Consider the following 14,995-nt stretch of genomic DNA (forward strand, 5'->3'; position numbering starts at 1 on the left):
CGGCGGACTGTACGCCCGGTGTGCGCGAACCCCTACTCGCCCAGGCGATTGCGGCTACGCATGGCGCGCTCGGCCTCACGCTTGTCTTGCTTCTCGCGCAGCGTCTGACGCTTGTCGTACTCGCGCTTACCCTTCGCGACGGCGAGCTCGACCTTCGCGCGCCCGTCGCTGAAGTAGATGCTCAGAGGGATCAGCGTGTAGCCACCCTCTTTCGTCTTCTGGCTGATCTTGATGATCTGCTGCTTGTGCAAGAGCAGCTTGCGCTTGCGGCGCGGGGCGTGATTCGTCCAGGTGCCCTGCGAGTACTCGGGAATGTGCACGGCGTCGAGCCACGCCTCGCCCCCGTCGATGAAGCCGTAGCCGTCGACGAGGCTCGCGCGGCCCTGCCGCAGCGACTTCACCTCGGTGCCACTCAAGACGAGGCCGGCCTCAAAGGTGTCCTCAATCGTGTAGTCGTGGCGAGCCTTGCGGTTGGTCGCCACGACCTTCTGACCCTGCTCTTTCGGCATGGCGCCCCTCCTTTCGGCTCAGCGTGACCGGTGGCGTAGTGACCGGTGGCGTTCACGGGCGCGCGGGGCAGCGCGCAGCCCTCCAGCATAACGCGACCCCGAGCATCCATTTCAGGCGGATGCTCGGTGCGCGCCGGGCGCGCCCGATCAGACCCGCAGGTACCGGCTGATCGCGACGTTCGAGGCGACGGCGGCGAGCAGGCCGCCGGCGAGCAGCAGCACGGGCACGACGAGCAGGGCGTCGTCGACCGTCACGAAGCTCGTGCCGGGCAGCGTCTGCGTGAGGTAGCCCTGCACGAAGAAGTGCACGATCGCGACGACCGCACCGCCGGCGAGCACCGAGCCGATGATCGCCGCCACGACACCCTCGAGCACGAACGGCGTCTGAATGAAGCGGTTCGACGCCCCGACGAGGCGCATGATGCCGAGCTCGCGGCGGCGCGAGAATGCGCTCAGGCGGATGGTGGTGGCGATCAGCAGGGCGGCCGCGACGAGCATGAGCGCGGCGATGCCGACGGCGGTGAGGCTCGCCGAGTTCAGAATCGCGAAGATCTGGTCGAGGTACGAGCGCTGGTCGACGACCGATTCGACGCCGGCGAGACCGGCGAGCGCGTCGGTGAGAATCTGGCTCTGCTCAGGGTCGATCAGGTTCACCCAGAACGCCTCGGGCAGAAGGTCGGGGGTGACGAGGGCGGCGATCGCGTTGCCCTCGAACTGGTCTTGGAAGTTCGCGTACGCCTGCTCTTGGTCTTCGAAGTAGTAGGCGTCGATGAAGGGCGCGAGGGTTTCCGACTCGAGCTGCGCCTCGACGACGGCGATCTGGTCGTCGGTGGCGGCCTGCTGGTCGCACGAGCCGGCGGTCGTGTACTCGGTGCAGAGGTAGACGGCGACCTGCGCGCGGTCGTACCAGTAGGTCTTCATCTGCGTGATCTGCGACTGCAAGAGAATCGCGGTGCCGACGAAGGTGAGCGAGATGAAGGTGACGAGCACGACCGAGACGACCATCGAGAGGTTGCGGCGCAGGCCCTGCCCGACCTCGCTGAGCACGAGTCCGAGTCTCATCGCGTGGCCTCCGCGGAGCCGAACGACTGCTGCTGCACGAGGGGCACCGCCTGGGTGTAGCTGCCGCCGCGCTCGTCGCGAATGATGCGGCCGTTCACGAGCTCGACGACGCGGCGCTGCAGCCGGTCGACGATGCCGACGTCGTGGGTGGCCATGATGACGGTCGTGCCGTTGGCGTTGATGCGCTGCAAGAGCGTCATGATGCCGTCGGATGTCGTGGGGTCGAGGTTTCCGGTTGGTTCGTCGGCCAGCAAGATCGACGGCTTGTTGACGACGGCGCGCGCGATCGCGACACGCTGCTGCTCACCGCCCGAGAGCTCGTGGGGGTATCGGCCGCCCTTGCCGTCGAGACCGACGGTGGCGAGGGCATCCGGAACCGCCTCGTGAATGAAGCCCTTCGACTTGCCGATCACCTGCAGGCTGAAGGCGACGTTGTCGAAGACGGTCTTGTTCGGCAAGAGCCGGAAATCTTGAAACACGACGCCCAGGTTGCGCCGGAAGTACGGCACCTTGCGGCTCGAGATGCGCCCCAGGTCTTGCCCGAGCACGTGAATCGCGCCCGAACTGGGTCGCTCTTCTTTCAGCACCAGGCGCAAAAAGCTCGACTTGCCCGAGCCTGAGGCGCCCACGAGGAAGACGAATTCGCCCGCGAGAATTTCGAGGTCGACGGCGTTGAGCGCCGGCCTCGCATTGCCCCGGTAGACCTTGGTGACCTCATCGAATCGAATCACGCCGGTCAGCGTACGCGCGGGTTCAGGATGCGCGGGGCAGCCACGCGCGTCGGCGCGCGACTCCCAGCCGCCGCTTGTGGACGCAGGCCGGGCTGCCTGTCTTCCGCGGTCGGTGCTAGTCGGTCGGCTTCTGCTTGCGCCACTTGATGCCCGCGGCGATGAAGCCGTCGAGCTCGCCGTCGAACACCTTCGAGGGGTTGCCCTCTTCGTACTCGGTGCGCAGGTCTTTCACCATTTGGTACGGCGCGAGCACGTACGAGCGCATCTGGTCGCCCCAGCTAGCGGTGATGGTGCCGGCCAGCTCTTTCTTGGTGGCGGCCTCCTGCTCTTTCTGCAGCAGCAGCAGGCGTGACTGCAGCACGCGCATGGCGGCGGCGCGGTTCTGAATCTGGCTCTTCTCGTTCTGCATCGACACGACGGTGCCGGTCGGCAGGTGGGTGATGCGCACGGCCGAGTCGGTCGTGTTGACGCTCTGGCCGCCGGGGCCCGACGAGCGGAACACGTCGACGCGAATGTCGTTTTCGGGAATCTCGATCTCGGCCGTCTCTTCCATGAGCGGAATCACCTCGACCGCCGCGAAGCTCGTCTGGCGCTTGCCCGCCGCACCGAACGGGCTCATGCGCACGAGGCGGTGCGTGCCGGCCTCGACGCTGAGCGTGCCGAAGGCGTAGGGCGCGTCGATCTGGAAGGTCGTCGACTTGATGCCCGCCTCTTCGGCGTATGAGGTGTCCATGACGGTGGCCTGGTAGCCGTGCTGCTCGGCCCAGCGCAGGTACATGCGCTGCAGCATCTCGGCGAAGTCGGCGGCATCGACGCCGCCCGCGCCCGAGCGAATGGTGATGACGGCGGGCCGGTCGTCGTACTCGCCGTCGAGCAGCGTCTGCACCTCGAGCTCGGCGAGGGTCTTCTCGATGGCCGTCAGTTCGTCGGCCGCCTCGACCGCCACGTCAGCGTCGTCGGCCTCGCGCGCCATCTCGATGAGCACGTCGAGGTCGTCGAGGCGCTGCTCGAGCTCGATGAGGCGCTTCAGCTCGGCCTGCTTGTGGCTTAGGGCGCTCGTCACCTTCTGGGCGGCGTCGACGTCGTCCCACAGGTCGGGCGCGGCGGCCTTCTCGCCGAGCTCGGCAACCTCTATCTCAAGGCGGTCGACGTCGACCACAGAGCGGATGTCGCGGAAGGTGGAGCGGGCGGCGCCGATGCGCTCAGAAAAATCGAGGTCGATCATGTCGCGCCCAGCCTACCCGCGGGTTCGGGGCGTCGGCCGGGCGTAGCATCGCGAGCGCCATGCTGCGAGAGGAAACGCGCCCCTTCCGGTGGCGGTCGATTGCCGTCCCCGCGTTCGGCCCCACCCTGCTGTTCACGATCGGCGAGGGCGCGATCTTGCCGCTGATCCCGGCGCTCGCCCTCGGCGTCGGCGCCGATCTCGCCGGCGCGAGCGTCGTTGCTGCCATGCTCTTGGTCGGCGTGCTGATCGGGGATGTTCCGGCCGGCTTCACCGTCGGACGAATCGGTGAGCGCACGGCGATGCTCGGCGCCTCGGCTCTCGCCGCCGCCGGCATCGGCCTCGCGCTCATCGCCACCACTCCCCTGCTGCTGGGCCTCGGCATGACCGTGCTCGGCATCGCCGCCGCCGTCTTCGGCCTCGCCCGCCACGCGCTGCTGACGAGCGTCGTGCCGGTCGCCTACCGCGCCCGCGCCCTGTCGACGCTCGGTGGCATCTTCCGCCTCGGCCTCTTTATCGGGCCGTTCGCGGCGGCGGCGCTCGTTGCCGCGACGGGAGCCGTGACGAGCATCCTCTGGTTCGCGTTGCTGATGTGCGGGCTGGTGGCGCTCAGCATCGTGGCATTGCCCGACCCCGAGCGCATCCTGCACCACCGCTCGACGCCCGTGGGTGGCGCGCTGACGCCGGCCGGCGTGTTCCGCACGATCGCCGAGCGGCGCGACGTGCTCGCTCGGCTGGGGGCGGCGGCGCTCGTCGTGTCGGCGCTGCGCGCGGTGCGGCAGGTGATTCTGCCGCTGTGGGCGGTGAGCATCGGGCTGGGCGAGGCCGAGACGGCGCTCATCATCTGAATCGCGGGCGGCGTCGACGTCGCGCTGTTCTACCTGGGCGGCTGGCTGATGGACCGCTTCGGCCGCCTCTACACCGCCGTGCCGTCGATGATCGGCCTAGGGCTCGGGCTGGTTGGCCTCGCCCTGTCAGACCTCGCGGCCGACCCCGTGCCATGGTTCGTCGCCGTCGCGATGTGGCTGTCGCTCGCGAACGGCATCGGCGCGGGCATTCTCATGACGATGGGCAGCGACCTGGCGGGCCACGAGAACCCGGCGCCGTTCCTCGGCGCGTGGCGCCTCGTCATGGACTCGGGCTCGGCCGGCGCCCCGCTCGCCCTCGCGGGGCTCACGGCGCTCGGCGGCATCGCGGTCGCGGCGGGCGTCTTCGGCGTGGTCGGCTTGATCGGCGCCGGGATGCTTGCGCACTACATTCCGCGTCAGCTTCCGCGGGTATAGCGCAGCACCTCGGCGGCAAACGCGGTACCGACCGCGTGGGCCTGATCACGGTAGTGCCGCCACTGCTCGTGGCTACGCTCCTCTTGCTCGGTCGGGTTGACCCCGGCGCGCGCGAAGTGCTGGCGGCTGCCGGCGATCCAGGCGAGCTGGGTGGCGAGCCCCACCTCGAGGTGGAACTGCAGGCCCCACGCCGCCGAACCGAGCCGGTATGCCTCGATGATGCCGTCGGTTTCGCCGAGCAGTACGGCACCATCCGGCAGTTCGTGACTGTCATCGTGGTAGTGGAAGGCGGCGATGCGGCCGTCGTCGCTCGTGTGGGCGAGCGGCGCGATGACGGGGTCGCTGGCGGCGTCATCGGTGAGCCGAACCCTCGTCCAGCCGTACTCCGACTTCGGCGAGGTGCGGAAAGCCGCGCCCCCGGCGGCGGCGAGCAGCTGCGAGCCGAAGCACAGGCCGAGCACGGGCATCTCGAGGTCGAGGGCGCGGGCGAGCAGGCGCTTTTCGTGCGCCATCCACGGGTGCTTTTCTTCGTCGCGCACGCTCGCGTAGGCGCCGAGCGACACGATGCCTCCGAACTGACTGAGCTCGTCGACCGTGGGGGCGCCGTCGGGGTCACGCTGCACGTCCCACATCACGATGCGCAGACCCGCTTCGGCGAGCGGGGCGGCGAGTTCATTGAGGTTGTCGTCGACGTCGTGCAACACAACGAGCACGGCGGGGCGATTGGCGGACGTGTGCGTCATGCCACGAGGCTAGCTGCGCGGACCCCGTTCTAGGAGGAGCTGCTGGCCGACTGCCCCGTCGCGGGGGTGGCCACCTCAAGCGGCATTTGGGCCGCCATCTGGGCGGCGGGATGCATGTCGTCGCTGACGGGGGCGGCCGGCGCCGGTACCGTCTCGCTCGGCGCGGAGGGCATGTCGGTGAAGGCGGTCGAGGGCAGGTCTTTCTCGTCGTTCTCGATGGCGTCGACGATGCGGCGGGCGACGGCCTCGGGCTGGTAGCCGGTCGGGAACTTCGGGGTCTCTCCCGCGATGGGGTGGCGCGAGAGGTTCGTCTCGGTGTGGCCGGGGCGCGCGTCGAGCACGCGAATCTTCTGGCGGCGCAGCTCGCGCGCGGCGACCTGGGTGAAGGCGTTGAGCGCGGTCTTGACGGCCGAGTAGGCGCCGAGCCCGTTGGTGGGGCTTTCGGCGACGAGGCCCGAGAGGGTGACGATGAAGGGCGAGCGGCCGTCGGCGGCGCTCTGGGCGAGCGGGTCGGCGGCCGAGCGGATGACGCGCATGGGCCCGGCGGCGTTGATCTGCCAGAGCTGTTCGAGGGTGTCGTTTTGCAGTTCGGCGATGGGGCCGAAGGCGACGACGCCGGCGGCGTTGATGACGCCGTCGAGGCGTCCGTTGGCGGTGACGGCGGTGGCGACGAGGGTGCGCGCGAAGTTCGGGTCGGTGAGGTCGCCGGGCACGAAGGTGGCGGGAATGCCGAGCGCTTCGAGGTTGGTCATGTTTCGGGCGCTGAGGGTGAGCTTGGCGCCGCGCTCGTGCAGCAGCCGGGCGATGTGGCGGCCGAGGCCACCGGTGGCTCCGACGACGATGATCGATGCCCCGTCAAGGTTGGTCATGCGGCGAGCGTATCGACGACACTCTGGGAACGTGCAGAGGGCGCTCAGACTACTCAGGTTCTGTGCAGTTTTCGGCGTTTGCGCCGCGTTGGAGGATGCTGTGGTCGCCTCACCCGATCACGCTGCGGGCCGTCGCGGTCACGTCAATCACGAGACCCTCGGGCACGAACAGGGTCACGACCGGCGGCCGCCAGAGCGCCTCGAGCGTGACTTCTGCTGAGACGCCGTCGACGGTGCGCGCGGCGATGAGCCGCAGCTCGGTGAACTCGTCCGTCGGTGCCTCGCCGAGGTACGCGACGACGTCGCGTTGAACGCTCGCGTCGTCGAGCCGTGGCCGCAACTCACCGTCGGGGCCGCGCACGTCGTCGAGCTCGAACGACTCGGCGCCCACGAGCGCCGCACCGTCGGCCAGCGTGAAGAGCCTCTTGCGCTCGAGGTACAGCGAGGTCGCCGCGCTCACGAGCAGCACCACGACGAGCCCGAGCGCGACATAACCCGCGATCAGCGGAAGGATCGATCCGGAATCGTCGTCGCGCATCCGCCTCGCCTGCGATCGGATGCGCGACGCGCGTCGATCGCACACGCTCGTGCCCGTCATCGCGCGCCCCAGAACCGCGACACCTGCTGCGTCGCCGAGGCGTCGATCGGCACGGCCAACGGCGTACGCAGCTCGAGCGCGTCGGGTACGAGCGGGAGGGGCACACGCGTGTTCACCTCGACGGTCACCCAGCCGCGCCGGGTGAGGCACGCGGTCGGGTTCGGGCGGCACGAGATCGACAGCTCTACCTCTTCGGCAGTGACGCCGTGATCGGCGAGGGCCAGCTCAAGGGCCCGGCCTGCGGCCTCTGATCCGGCGGCAACGGTGGGGGCCTGCACGAAGACGCGGGCGGCGTGGCGGGCCGCGCCCTCGGTCGCGAGCGCCGCCGCCTGGATCGTCGCCAGCGTGACGATGAGATAGACGAGCGGGATCAGCAGCAGCATGCCCGCGGTGATGAACTCGAGCGAAGCCGAGCCCGAGTCGTCGGCGAACCGTGTCGCAACACGGCGGCGCAGCTCAGCGCAGCGGTTCGAGCGCGGCACGGCCGCTCACCTCCATGGCGCGATCGGGGCCGAAAAGCCCGGCGACCGGTAGCGGCGCCCGCACGGTCACGATGACGACCGGATGCTCGGCAAACGTTCCGAAGGACGCCTCGACGTCGCCCGCGTACTGCTCCCCCACCGCTGTAGCGATGAGCTCGCGGGTGCGGTCGACTCCCTCGGGCAGGGAGCTGTCGGCGAGCGCCGCGTGGCGCGCACCCTCGGCGGCGGCGTCGATCAGCGTTGTGCGCACGTGCAGGGCGAGGGCAAGCTGCAGAACGGCAAGGATGACGGCGGTCAGCAGCGTGCCGACAAGCACGAACTCGACCGGGGCCGAGCCGCGGTCGTCGTCGAGTCGGCGAAGCATCGGGGAACGGGTGGTGTGCCGTCGGGAGCGGCGGGACTAGAAGCCGCTGACACGGTCGATTGCCTGCTGGAACACGCCCTCGAGTGCGGGGCCGGCGAGCGCCCAGATGACGATGACGAGCCCTGCCGTCATGAGGGTGATGAGCACCCAGCCCGGCACATCCCCTCGGTCGTCGGTGAGGTCGCGAGCCATCGAGTTGCGGGAGAAGCGAGCGCGGAGGCGGGACATGACGATTCCTTCCGGAGCGGGATGAACGCGGGCAATAGTGCGCGGAGTCGCGGGGAGCGGTCGGCGGGTATCCACAGGGCTAGAAGCCGACCTGCAGCACCAGCAGACCCGGGTAGACGGCGAAGAGCACGGTGACGGGCAGAATCAGGAAGACGAGTGGCACGAGCATCGCGACCTCGCGAGTTCCGGCGAGTTCGAGCAGCGAACGTTTGGCATCGTCGCGGGCGTCAGCGGCCTGGGCGCGCAGCACGTCGGTCAGCGGGGTGCCGCGTTCGAGCGCCGCGAGAATCTGGTCGATCAGTCTCGCGACCGCGGGGATCGCAAGCTCGTCGCGCAGCTCGGCGAGACCCTCGGCGAGCGGCTGGCCGGCCGCGTGACGCGTCATGACGCGGTCAAGTTCGCCCGCGAGTTCTCCGCTGCCGGTGCGGGCGACACGGCGCATCGCCTCCCCCACCGACTCACCCGCCGAAACACTGAGGGCCAGGAACTCAACGACGGTCGGGAACTCTTGCGCGATGCGCTGGGAGCGGCGCTTCGCCGCCCGCGCGAGCAGCGCATCCACGACCACGATGCCACCGATCGCGCCGACCGCCAGCCCGACGATGCCGACGGGGATCATCGTGATGGAGCCGCGACCGGCGATGACACCCATCGTGGCGCCGAGTGCGGCCCCAACGACGGCGCCTGTCAATTGGCGCGTGCGGTGACCCGCGACGGTAGCGCTGAAACCGGCCTGGCGCAGGCGCGTGCGGATCGTCGCGTCGCCGCCGAGCACTGACTCGAGAAGTCGGGTGCCACGGTCGGCGATCGGGGCGAGGAGCGCACCGAGCACGGGCAGGGGGTCACTGCGGTGCGGTGTCGACAGTTCAGCGGCAGCCGGGCTGACGTCGACGAGGTAGGGGGCAAGACGCTGCTCGAGCTTGGCGCGACCAACACGCGGCATGGCGCTCACGACGAGCCAGAGGCCGAGGCCGAGAGTGCCTCCCGCGACGAGAGCTGCGGCGAGCGCCGGGTTCATCGGAACCACCGACCCTCGTCGGGCAGCCGGCCGATCGCGACCATGAGGCGGTACGCGATGAGCGTGGCGACGAGCCCCGCCGCGACCAGCGCCGCACCCGTCGGGGTGTTGTAGGCGGCCTGGGCTTCGGGGCGCGAGCCGAGCATGAGCAGCACGATCCAGGGGGCAGCGACACCGAGGCGCGCTGCCGTACGCACCCACGACTGGCGCGCTTCGACCTCGCCCCGCACCGCGACTTCAGCCCGCAGGTAGTGCGACAGCGAGCGCAGCACCGTCGGCAGCTCGGTGCCGCCAACCTCGCGCGCCATACGGAGCGTCTCGACGATACGGTCAGCGACCGGGTCGGCAAGCGTCACCTTGAGCGTGTCGAGGCTTTCGTCGAAGCGGGCGGTGCGGAGCCAGTCGCGTCGAAACGTGACGAACGCCGGGCGCACCGCCTCGGGGGCGCTGTCGGCGAGGGCACTCACAGCCTCGGGCAAGCCGCGCCCCGCACGGATGCTCGACAACAGCAGGTCAACCACGTCGGGCCACAGCGCTCGGAGCGCACGTCGACGACTGGCGGCCCGAGCACGCAACAAGAGCAGGGGCGTCACCGCGCAGACAACAGCGGCTGCGGGGGCAAGGGCGAGCACGGGCACGAGCAGAAGGACGAGGCCCGCCCCGATGACGCCGAGCACGACCATCGTGGCAATGAGCACTGCTGGGCGGACTGTAGACAGGCCCGCGCGAGCGAGCAGGTCGGCGAGGCGTCCGGGGGTGGCGACACGTGCATCCGAGGTTTCTGAGGGGCGGCGGGGCCAGAGCCACGGGGAGGCGACGAGCAGAACGCCCGCGGCGAGCAACAGGGCGACGACGACAGTCATGCGGCGCGCCCCAGGACGAGGCGCGGGTCGAGGCCCGCCTCGAGGAACTTCGCGGGGCGCGGAGGCGGATTGCCGGTCGCCACCAGGTCGCCGAGGGCATCGCGGGCGAAGATCGGCGCGATCTGAATGCCGTCGGCCCCGACGTGGCCGGTCGGCGCGACGATCTCGCGCACCCGCCGCCCGCGGTCGGGTGCCAACTCGAGGTGCACGACGAGGTCGATCGCGGTCGCAACGGTCGGCACCACGAACGATGAGTCGATGTTGCGACCGGCGAGCAGCGGCAGCGTCGAGAGCTTGATGAGCGCATCCTTCGCGCTGTTGGCGTGGAGGGAGCACATGCCGGGCATGCCGCTGTTGAGGGCGATCAGCAGGTCGAGCGACTCAGCCTCGCGCACCTCACCCACGACAAGGCGGTCGGGGCGCATGCGGAGGGCCTCCTTGATGAGGCGGCGCAGCGTGATCTCGCCCGTGCCCTCGAGGTTCGCACTGCGACACTGCATGGCGACCACGTCGGGGGCGTCGAGGTCGAGTTCGAAAGTCTCTTCCACTGTGACGATGCGCTCGCTGCCGCGCGCGCTCGCGAGCAGAGCGCCCAGCATGGTCGTTTTGCCGGTGTGGGTGGCTCCGCTGACGAGTATGTTGCTGCCCGCGAGCACGCTCATGCGTAGGAACTCGGCGGCCTGGGGGGTGATTGACCCCAGCTCGACGAGGCGGGTCAGCGAGCGGATGCGCTGCGAGAACTTACGCACGTTGACCGCCCAGTGCCGGCGGGTCACGTCGGGAATCGCAACGTGGAGCCGGGAGCCGTCAGGGAGGCTCGCGTCAACGAAAGGGCTGCTGATGTCGACGCGGCGACCGGTCGCCTGCAGCATGCGCTCGACGATCACGCGCACCTCGTCGTCGGTGAGCGTGAGCGGCACCCGCTCCGTCACGCCGGCCCGCGCGATGAAGATGCGATCGGGGGCATTCAGCCAGATCTCTTCGACCTCGGCATCGTCGAAGTACGGCTGCAGGGCGCCGTAGCCGGTGAGGCCCGCGAGCACCTCACCGTGGGTGCGCGCCTCATCATGGATGCGCGGGAGGGCTCCCGAAAGCGACCGCTCGGCGTAGACGCGCAGCTCTTCGCGCACCAGGCGCTCGGCAGCCTCCGGGTCGCGGTGCAGGTCGACGCGCTCGCTGCGCACGCGGGCGCGAACCCGGTCGGTGATGGTGGCGACGGGGCTGGACATGCGCGACATTGTGCGTGGGGGCGGGGCGCGCATCCGAGGTTTTGTCCACAGCCGGGTCGACGGCGCCCACGGACGCAGTCATGCCGGGGACGGACCGCACCTGTGCGATTGCGACGACCGCGTGCGGTTGCGCGCCCGTGGTTGTCGCAATCGCCCGGTTTGAGGCCGTGATCACACTCCGTCCGGACTCGACGCACGCAGGGTGGTGCAGCACTCCTCCACTGTTGCCCGTGCGCCGCACCCCTCGACGTGCGTTCGCTCGGGGTGCGGCGGGCGTGCGCCCCGTAAACGGTTGCGTCGGTGCAACACTGCGCGTTCGAACGCTCGGCGTTGCACAATTCTCGCGGGGTTGCGGGTGGCGGGGCACTGATTGTGAGGCTCAGCCCCAGGTGAGTGCGGAACGGGCGGCCCAGTAGTCGGCCGGGTCCACGGCGAGGGGGTGGGTGGCCTCAAGTTGATCGGGCGTCAGCGCCACAGCCGCGAGGTTCGCCTCGAGCTGCTGCTCGGTCACCGCGCCGCTGAGGGCAACGTCGATGTATGGCTGCGCCAGGACCCAGCCGAGCGCTGCGGCCTCCGGGGTGAGACTGGTCGCCTGAGCCAGAGCGGTGCCCCACGGCGTCGAAGGCTCACCGGTCGGGGTCGACGCGAGGCGGCCGTTGGCGAACACCTCCTTGGCGACGACGATCCAGCCTTCGTCGTGGGCGCGCTGGAGCGCCAGCGCGACGGAGGGCTCGAGCACGTTGACGGTGGCTTGGACCGCCGAAAAGGGGGTGTCTTCGAGAGTGCGGGCAGCATCCAGCACGTCGCCCTGCCGTGGGCCGCTGGTGCTGATGCCGACGCGCACGCCGTTGGCGGCTAGAGCGCGCAGGCGGTCGAGCAGGGCGGCGTCGCCGAGTGCCGGGCTGTCGGGGGTCACCGAGTGGATCAGGTAGATGTCGGGGGCACCGCCGAGGGCAGCGAGCGTCTCGGGCCACTGGGTCTCGAAGTGGCCGAGCGAGTGGTCTTTGACCTCGTGCACGTCGACGTCGCGCTGCCAGTCGGCGACGTAGCGGTAGCCCCACTTCGATCCGATGGTGAGTTCGCCGCGGTGCGGGGGGTGCTGGGCGAGCCACTCCCCCAAGAACTGCTCGGCGAGGCCGTACGAGCGGGCGGCGTCGACGTACCGGACACCTCTTGCCCAGGCTGCGTCGAGCATCGCGTGGGCGCGGGCGCGCATCTCGTCGACGCTGCGGCTCGAGAAGGGCCCGAGGTCGCGGTCACGGTCAAGCGCGATGTAGGCGGGGCGGCCGAGAGCCGCGAGGCCGAGGCCAAGACGTGGGGTCACGTCGGCCAGCCTACGGAACCACGTCTCGCGGATCGGCGTCAGCTGGCTGCGGGATTCGACGCTGCATCACGTGAGACATCCGCGGTTGCGCGAACGGCAGCGCGGTGGGCCACGACCGCAGCGACCGTCACGGCGACGAGGCCCGCGATTGCACCGACACCCACGGCGACAGACAGCGCCTCAGGGTCGAGGGCCACCCAGACAGCGGTAGCCACGAAGGCCACAGCGGCCACGTGCATCCACCAGCGCGCTGCGCGGTGACCAGCCTGCCAGGCGGCCATCGAGGCCGAGACCGACGGGATGCGGATACCGACTGCGGCGTTCGGGCCGACGATCCCGCGCGCGGCAAGCTCCGCGCTCGTCGAGATCAGTAGTCCGGCGATCGCCAGGGTGATCACAGAAATCAACATGCACTCAAGATTGGCGCGCCGACAGGAGGGCTGCGGTCACGCACCCACAGCTCTGAGCGCCGGGTGCCGCGGGGTGCCGCGGGACTGGGCCCACACGACACCGCGGCTTTGGTGCAATACCGCTTGTTCGAGCGCACGGTATTGCACCAACCGCGCGGGGTTGGGGTTGGGCAGTGGGAATGAGGACGAGCCGCGCAATGGTCCGCGCAGGCGGCTGCGACGGGCGCGTGAAAACCCGAACGCGCTGCCGGCTGCCGGAGCCCAGACCAATACCGCGGCTGCGGTGCAATACCGCGCGTTCGAACGCGGGGTATTGCACCAAACGCGCAGGGGCGGGGGTGGAGTTGCGGGTTGGGATGGGTGGGGCGCTTGCGGTCGGGGTTCGGGGTGGCGGGCGATCCACCGAGCGGAGCGGGGCCGGGGCCTCGGCCAGAACCTCGGCCGAAGCCCAGCGATAGCCAGAGCAAGCGCTCGTGTCAGGGTGCACAGGGTGCAGCCAAAAGAAATCCGTCGCCGGGCGGCCACCACAGCGCCCGGCGACGGAAACTTGAAACGGCGCGGCTACGCGCGCGGCACGAAGGTGTACTTCGTGGTCAGGTACTCCTCGATGCCCTCGAACGAGCCCTCGCGGCCGATGCCCGACTGCTTGACGCCGCCGAAGGGGGCGGCCGCGTTCGAGATGACGCCGGCGTTGAGGCCCATCATGCCCGTCTGCAGCTTCTCGATCATGCGCATGCCGCGAGCCAGATCCTGGGTGTAGACGTAGCTGACCAGCCCGTACTCGGTGTCGTTGGCGAGGCGAACGGCCTCCTCCTCCGAGTCGAACGGAACGATCGCGAGCACCGGGCCGAAGATCTCTTCTTTCAAGAGGCGCGCATCCGGCGTCACATCAGTGAGGACGGTCGCCGGGTAGTACGAGCCGGGGCCCTCGGGGATGGAGCCGCCGACCGTGATCGTGGCGCCCTTGCCGGCGGCGTCGGCCACCAACTCGTGCGATCCCTCGACCGCATTGTCGTCGACGAGCGGGCCAATCTGCACGCCCTCCTCGGTGCCGCGGCCCATCTTCATCGCCTGCACGCGCTCGGTGATGCGGCGCGCGAACTCGTCGGCGACGCTCGAGTGCACGAGGAAGCGGTTGGCCGCCGTGCAGGCCTGGCCGATGTTGCGGAACTTCGCGAGCAGCGCGCCGTCGACCGCCTTGTCGAGGTCAGCATCCTCAAAGACGACGAAGGGGGCGTTGCCGCCGAGCTCCATCGAGGTGCGCAGGATGCCGTCGGCGGCCTGCTTCATCAGCTGGCGGCCCACCGGCGTCGAGCCGGTGAAGCTCAGCTTGCGCAGACGCGAGTCGCCGATGATCTCGGCCGACAGCGCGCGGCTTTCCGACGTCGTGACGACGTTGACGACACCCTTCGGCAGCCCCGCGTCGATCAGCGTCTGCGCGAAGTAGAGGGTGGTCAGCGGCGTGAGCGCGGCAGGCTTCACGACGCTGACGCAGCCGGCAGCGATCGCCGGGGCGATCTTGCGGGTCGCCATCGCGAGCGGGAAGTTCCACGGCGTGATGAGGAACGTCGGGCCCACCGGGGCCTTCGACGTGACGATGGTGCCGGTGCCCTCGGGGTTCGTGCCGAAGCGGCCGTGAATGCGCACGGCCTCCTCGCTGAACCAGCGCAGGAACTCGTTGCCGTACGTCACCTCTCCGCGCGCCTCGGCAAGCGGCTTGCCCATCTCGAGCGTCATCAGCAGAGCGAACTCGTCGGCGCGCTCGCGCACCAGCTCGAAGGCACGACGCAGAATCTCGCCGCGCTCGCGCGGAGCGGTGGCGGCCCACTCCTCCTGAACCGCGACGGCAGCATCCAGGGCGCGAACGCCGTCGGCGACCGACGCGTCGGCGATGTCGACCAGCTTGTTGCCGTTCGACGGGTCCTTGACGGCGAGGGTGCGGCCGTTGTCGGCCGCCACCCACTCGCCGCCGATGAGGAGGCCGGTGGGTACCTTCGCGAGGAGGTCGGATTCGGTGATCATGGTCGCTTTCCTGGTGCGTGTCGGATGCGGTGGTGGCG

Annotated in this window: 18 protein-coding genes; 2 read left to right on the forward strand and 16 right to left on the reverse strand. The window is 69.8% G+C overall.

Annotation, left to right across the window (positions count from 1 at the left end; genetic code table 11):
* Nucleotides 1–32: 32 nt before the first annotated feature.
* The 4 genes from smpB to prfB all read right to left on the reverse strand — a co-directional run bounded on the left by smpB (nucleotide 33) and on the right by prfB (nucleotide 3,527).
* Complete coding sequence (smpB, locus tag EV141_RS03140) at nucleotides 33–509, reverse strand: SsrA-binding protein SmpB (protein WP_130284229.1); 477 nt, start codon at nucleotides 507–509, stop codon at nucleotides 33–35.
* A 147-nt stretch (nucleotides 510–656) separates the two neighbouring features.
* Entirely contained in the window at nucleotides 657–1,571 is a 915-nt protein-coding gene (gene ftsX / locus EV141_RS03145; protein WP_130484498.1) for a permease-like cell division protein FtsX, read from the reverse strand.
* On the reverse strand, nucleotides 1,568–2,302 hold the full coding sequence (gene ftsE, locus EV141_RS03150; protein ID WP_130484499.1) for a cell division ATP-binding protein FtsE: 735 nt from the start codon (nucleotides 2,300–2,302) through the stop codon (nucleotides 1,568–1,570). Before ftsE ends, ftsX begins: the two co-directional genes overlap by 4 nt.
* 115 nt (nucleotides 2,303–2,417) lie before the next feature.
* Nucleotides 2,418–3,527, reverse strand: coding sequence for a peptide chain release factor 2 (gene prfB, locus EV141_RS03155; protein WP_130484500.1), 1,110 nt, complete (start codon nucleotides 3,525–3,527; stop codon nucleotides 2,418–2,420).
* Between the two features lie 59 nt (nucleotides 3,528–3,586).
* Between prfB and EV141_RS12405 the strand changes: the two genes are divergently transcribed.
* Together EV141_RS12405 and EV141_RS12410 are read left to right on the forward strand one after the other, a co-directional pair.
* Entirely contained in the window at nucleotides 3,587–4,372 is a 786-nt protein-coding gene (locus EV141_RS12405; protein ID WP_241968974.1) for an MFS transporter, read from the forward strand.
* 48 nt (nucleotides 4,373–4,420) lie between these two features.
* The gene (locus tag EV141_RS12410; RefSeq protein ID WP_241968976.1) at nucleotides 4,421–4,807 is read left to right on the forward strand and encodes a hypothetical protein; all 387 of its coding nucleotides are present in this window, start codon (nucleotides 4,421–4,423) and stop codon (nucleotides 4,805–4,807) included.
* On the opposite strand, the gene EV141_RS03165 is transcribed toward EV141_RS12410, so the two are convergent.
* The 12 genes from EV141_RS03165 to EV141_RS03220 all read right to left on the reverse strand — a co-directional run bounded on the left by EV141_RS03165 (nucleotide 4,789) and on the right by EV141_RS03220 (nucleotide 14,957).
* The gene (locus tag EV141_RS03165) at nucleotides 4,789–5,550 is read right to left on the reverse strand and encodes a type 1 glutamine amidotransferase (protein WP_130484501.1); all 762 of its coding nucleotides are present in this window, start codon (nucleotides 5,548–5,550) and stop codon (nucleotides 4,789–4,791) included. The two genes, EV141_RS12410 and EV141_RS03165, sit on opposite strands and share 19 nt — an antisense overlap.
* A 29-nt stretch (nucleotides 5,551–5,579) precedes the next feature.
* Nucleotides 5,580–6,419 carry an SDR family NAD(P)-dependent oxidoreductase gene (locus EV141_RS03170; protein WP_198675491.1) on the reverse strand — a complete coding sequence of 280 codons (840 nt, stop codon included), beginning with the start codon at nucleotides 6,417–6,419 and terminating at the stop codon, nucleotides 5,580–5,582.
* Between the two features lie 109 nt (nucleotides 6,420–6,528).
* Nucleotides 6,529–6,957 (reverse strand): pilus assembly protein TadG-related protein, encoded by a 429-nt coding sequence (locus tag EV141_RS03175; RefSeq protein WP_241968979.1) that lies wholly within the window; start codon nucleotides 6,955–6,957, stop codon nucleotides 6,529–6,531.
* A 56-nt stretch (nucleotides 6,958–7,013) separates the two neighbouring features.
* Nucleotides 7,014–7,499 (reverse strand): hypothetical protein, encoded by a 486-nt coding sequence (locus EV141_RS03180; protein ID WP_241968981.1) that lies wholly within the window; start codon nucleotides 7,497–7,499, stop codon nucleotides 7,014–7,016.
* Nucleotides 7,474–7,863: a TadE/TadG family type IV pilus assembly protein gene (locus EV141_RS03185; RefSeq protein WP_130484503.1), complete on the reverse strand. Its 390-nt coding sequence runs from the start codon at nucleotides 7,861–7,863 to the stop codon at nucleotides 7,474–7,476. The genes EV141_RS03180 and EV141_RS03185 overlap by 26 nt, the downstream gene beginning before the upstream one ends.
* Before the next feature lie 36 nt (nucleotides 7,864–7,899).
* Complete coding sequence (locus EV141_RS03190) at nucleotides 7,900–8,091, reverse strand: hypothetical protein (protein WP_130484504.1); 192 nt, start codon at nucleotides 8,089–8,091, stop codon at nucleotides 7,900–7,902.
* A 79-nt stretch (nucleotides 8,092–8,170) separates the two neighbouring features.
* Nucleotides 8,171–9,109, reverse strand: a complete 939-nt coding sequence (locus tag EV141_RS03195) for a type II secretion system F family protein (RefSeq protein ID WP_130484854.1) — start codon at nucleotides 9,107–9,109, stop codon at nucleotides 8,171–8,173.
* The gene (locus EV141_RS03200; RefSeq protein WP_130484505.1) at nucleotides 9,106–9,972 is read right to left on the reverse strand and encodes a type II secretion system F family protein; all 867 of its coding nucleotides are present in this window, start codon (nucleotides 9,970–9,972) and stop codon (nucleotides 9,106–9,108) included. The genes EV141_RS03195 and EV141_RS03200 overlap by 4 nt, the downstream gene beginning before the upstream one ends.
* Complete coding sequence (locus EV141_RS03205; protein WP_375880264.1) at nucleotides 9,969–11,201, reverse strand: TadA family conjugal transfer-associated ATPase; 1,233 nt, start codon at nucleotides 11,199–11,201, stop codon at nucleotides 9,969–9,971. Before EV141_RS03205 ends, EV141_RS03200 begins: the two co-directional genes overlap by 4 nt.
* A 379-nt stretch (nucleotides 11,202–11,580) precedes the next feature.
* Complete coding sequence (locus EV141_RS03210) at nucleotides 11,581–12,525, reverse strand: aldo/keto reductase (protein ID WP_130484507.1); 945 nt, start codon at nucleotides 12,523–12,525, stop codon at nucleotides 11,581–11,583.
* Nucleotides 12,526–12,563: 38 nt separating this feature from the next.
* A complete protein-coding gene (locus EV141_RS03215; RefSeq protein ID WP_130484508.1) occupies nucleotides 12,564–12,935 on the reverse strand; it encodes an SdpI family protein in 372 nt (123 codons plus the stop codon).
* A 561-nt stretch (nucleotides 12,936–13,496) separates the two neighbouring features.
* Nucleotides 13,497–14,957 (reverse strand): NAD-dependent succinate-semialdehyde dehydrogenase, encoded by a 1,461-nt coding sequence (locus tag EV141_RS03220; RefSeq protein WP_130484509.1) that lies wholly within the window; start codon nucleotides 14,955–14,957, stop codon nucleotides 13,497–13,499.
* Nucleotides 14,958–14,995: the final 38 nt, after the last annotated feature.

The organism is Microcella putealis (assembly GCF_004216575.1).
Lineage (GTDB): Bacteria > Actinomycetota > Actinomycetes > Actinomycetales > Microbacteriaceae > Microcella > Microcella putealis.

Excerpts from the sequence above, each read along its gene's own strand:
- smpB (WP_130284229.1), bottom strand. The coding sequence starts at position 509 with ATGCCGAAAGAGCAGGGTCAGAAGGTCGTGGCGACCAACCGCAAGGCT.
- ftsX (WP_130484498.1), bottom strand. The coding sequence starts at position 1,571 with ATGAGACTCGGACTCGTGCTCAGCGAGGTCGGGCAGGGCCTGCGCCGC.
- prfB (WP_130484500.1), bottom strand. The coding sequence starts at position 3,527 with ATGATCGACCTCGATTTTTCTGAGCGCATCGGCGCCGCCCGCTCCACC.
- EV141_RS12405 (WP_241968974.1), top strand. The coding sequence starts at position 3,587 with ATGCTGCGAGAGGAAACGCGCCCCTTCCGGTGGCGGTCGATTGCCGTC.
- EV141_RS12410 (WP_241968976.1), top strand. The coding sequence starts at position 4,421 with ATGGACCGCTTCGGCCGCCTCTACACCGCCGTGCCGTCGATGATCGGC.
- EV141_RS03165 (WP_130484501.1), bottom strand. The coding sequence starts at position 5,550 with ATGACGCACACGTCCGCCAATCGCCCCGCCGTGCTCGTTGTGTTGCAC.
- EV141_RS03170 (WP_198675491.1), bottom strand. The coding sequence starts at position 6,419 with ATGACCAACCTTGACGGGGCATCGATCATCGTCGTCGGAGCCACCGGT.
- EV141_RS03175 (WP_241968979.1), bottom strand. The coding sequence starts at position 6,957 with ATGCGCGACGACGATTCCGGATCGATCCTTCCGCTGATCGCGGGTTAT.
- EV141_RS03185 (WP_130484503.1), bottom strand. The coding sequence starts at position 7,863 with ATGCTTCGCCGACTCGACGACGACCGCGGCTCGGCCCCGGTCGAGTTC.
- EV141_RS03190 (WP_130484504.1), bottom strand. The coding sequence starts at position 8,091 with ATGTCCCGCCTCCGCGCTCGCTTCTCCCGCAACTCGATGGCTCGCGAC.
- EV141_RS03195 (WP_130484854.1), bottom strand. The coding sequence starts at position 9,109 with ATGAACCCGGCGCTCGCCGCAGCTCTCGTCGCGGGAGGCACTCTCGGC.
- EV141_RS03200 (WP_130484505.1), bottom strand. The coding sequence starts at position 9,972 with ATGACTGTCGTCGTCGCCCTGTTGCTCGCCGCGGGCGTTCTGCTCGTC.
- EV141_RS03205 (WP_375880264.1), bottom strand. The coding sequence starts at position 11,201 with ATGTCCAGCCCCGTCGCCACCATCACCGACCGGGTTCGCGCCCGCGTG.
- EV141_RS03215 (WP_130484508.1), bottom strand. The coding sequence starts at position 12,935 with ATGTTGATTTCTGTGATCACCCTGGCGATCGCCGGACTACTGATCTCG.
- EV141_RS03220 (WP_130484509.1), bottom strand. The coding sequence starts at position 14,957 with ATGATCACCGAATCCGACCTCCTCGCGAAGGTACCCACCGGCCTCCTC.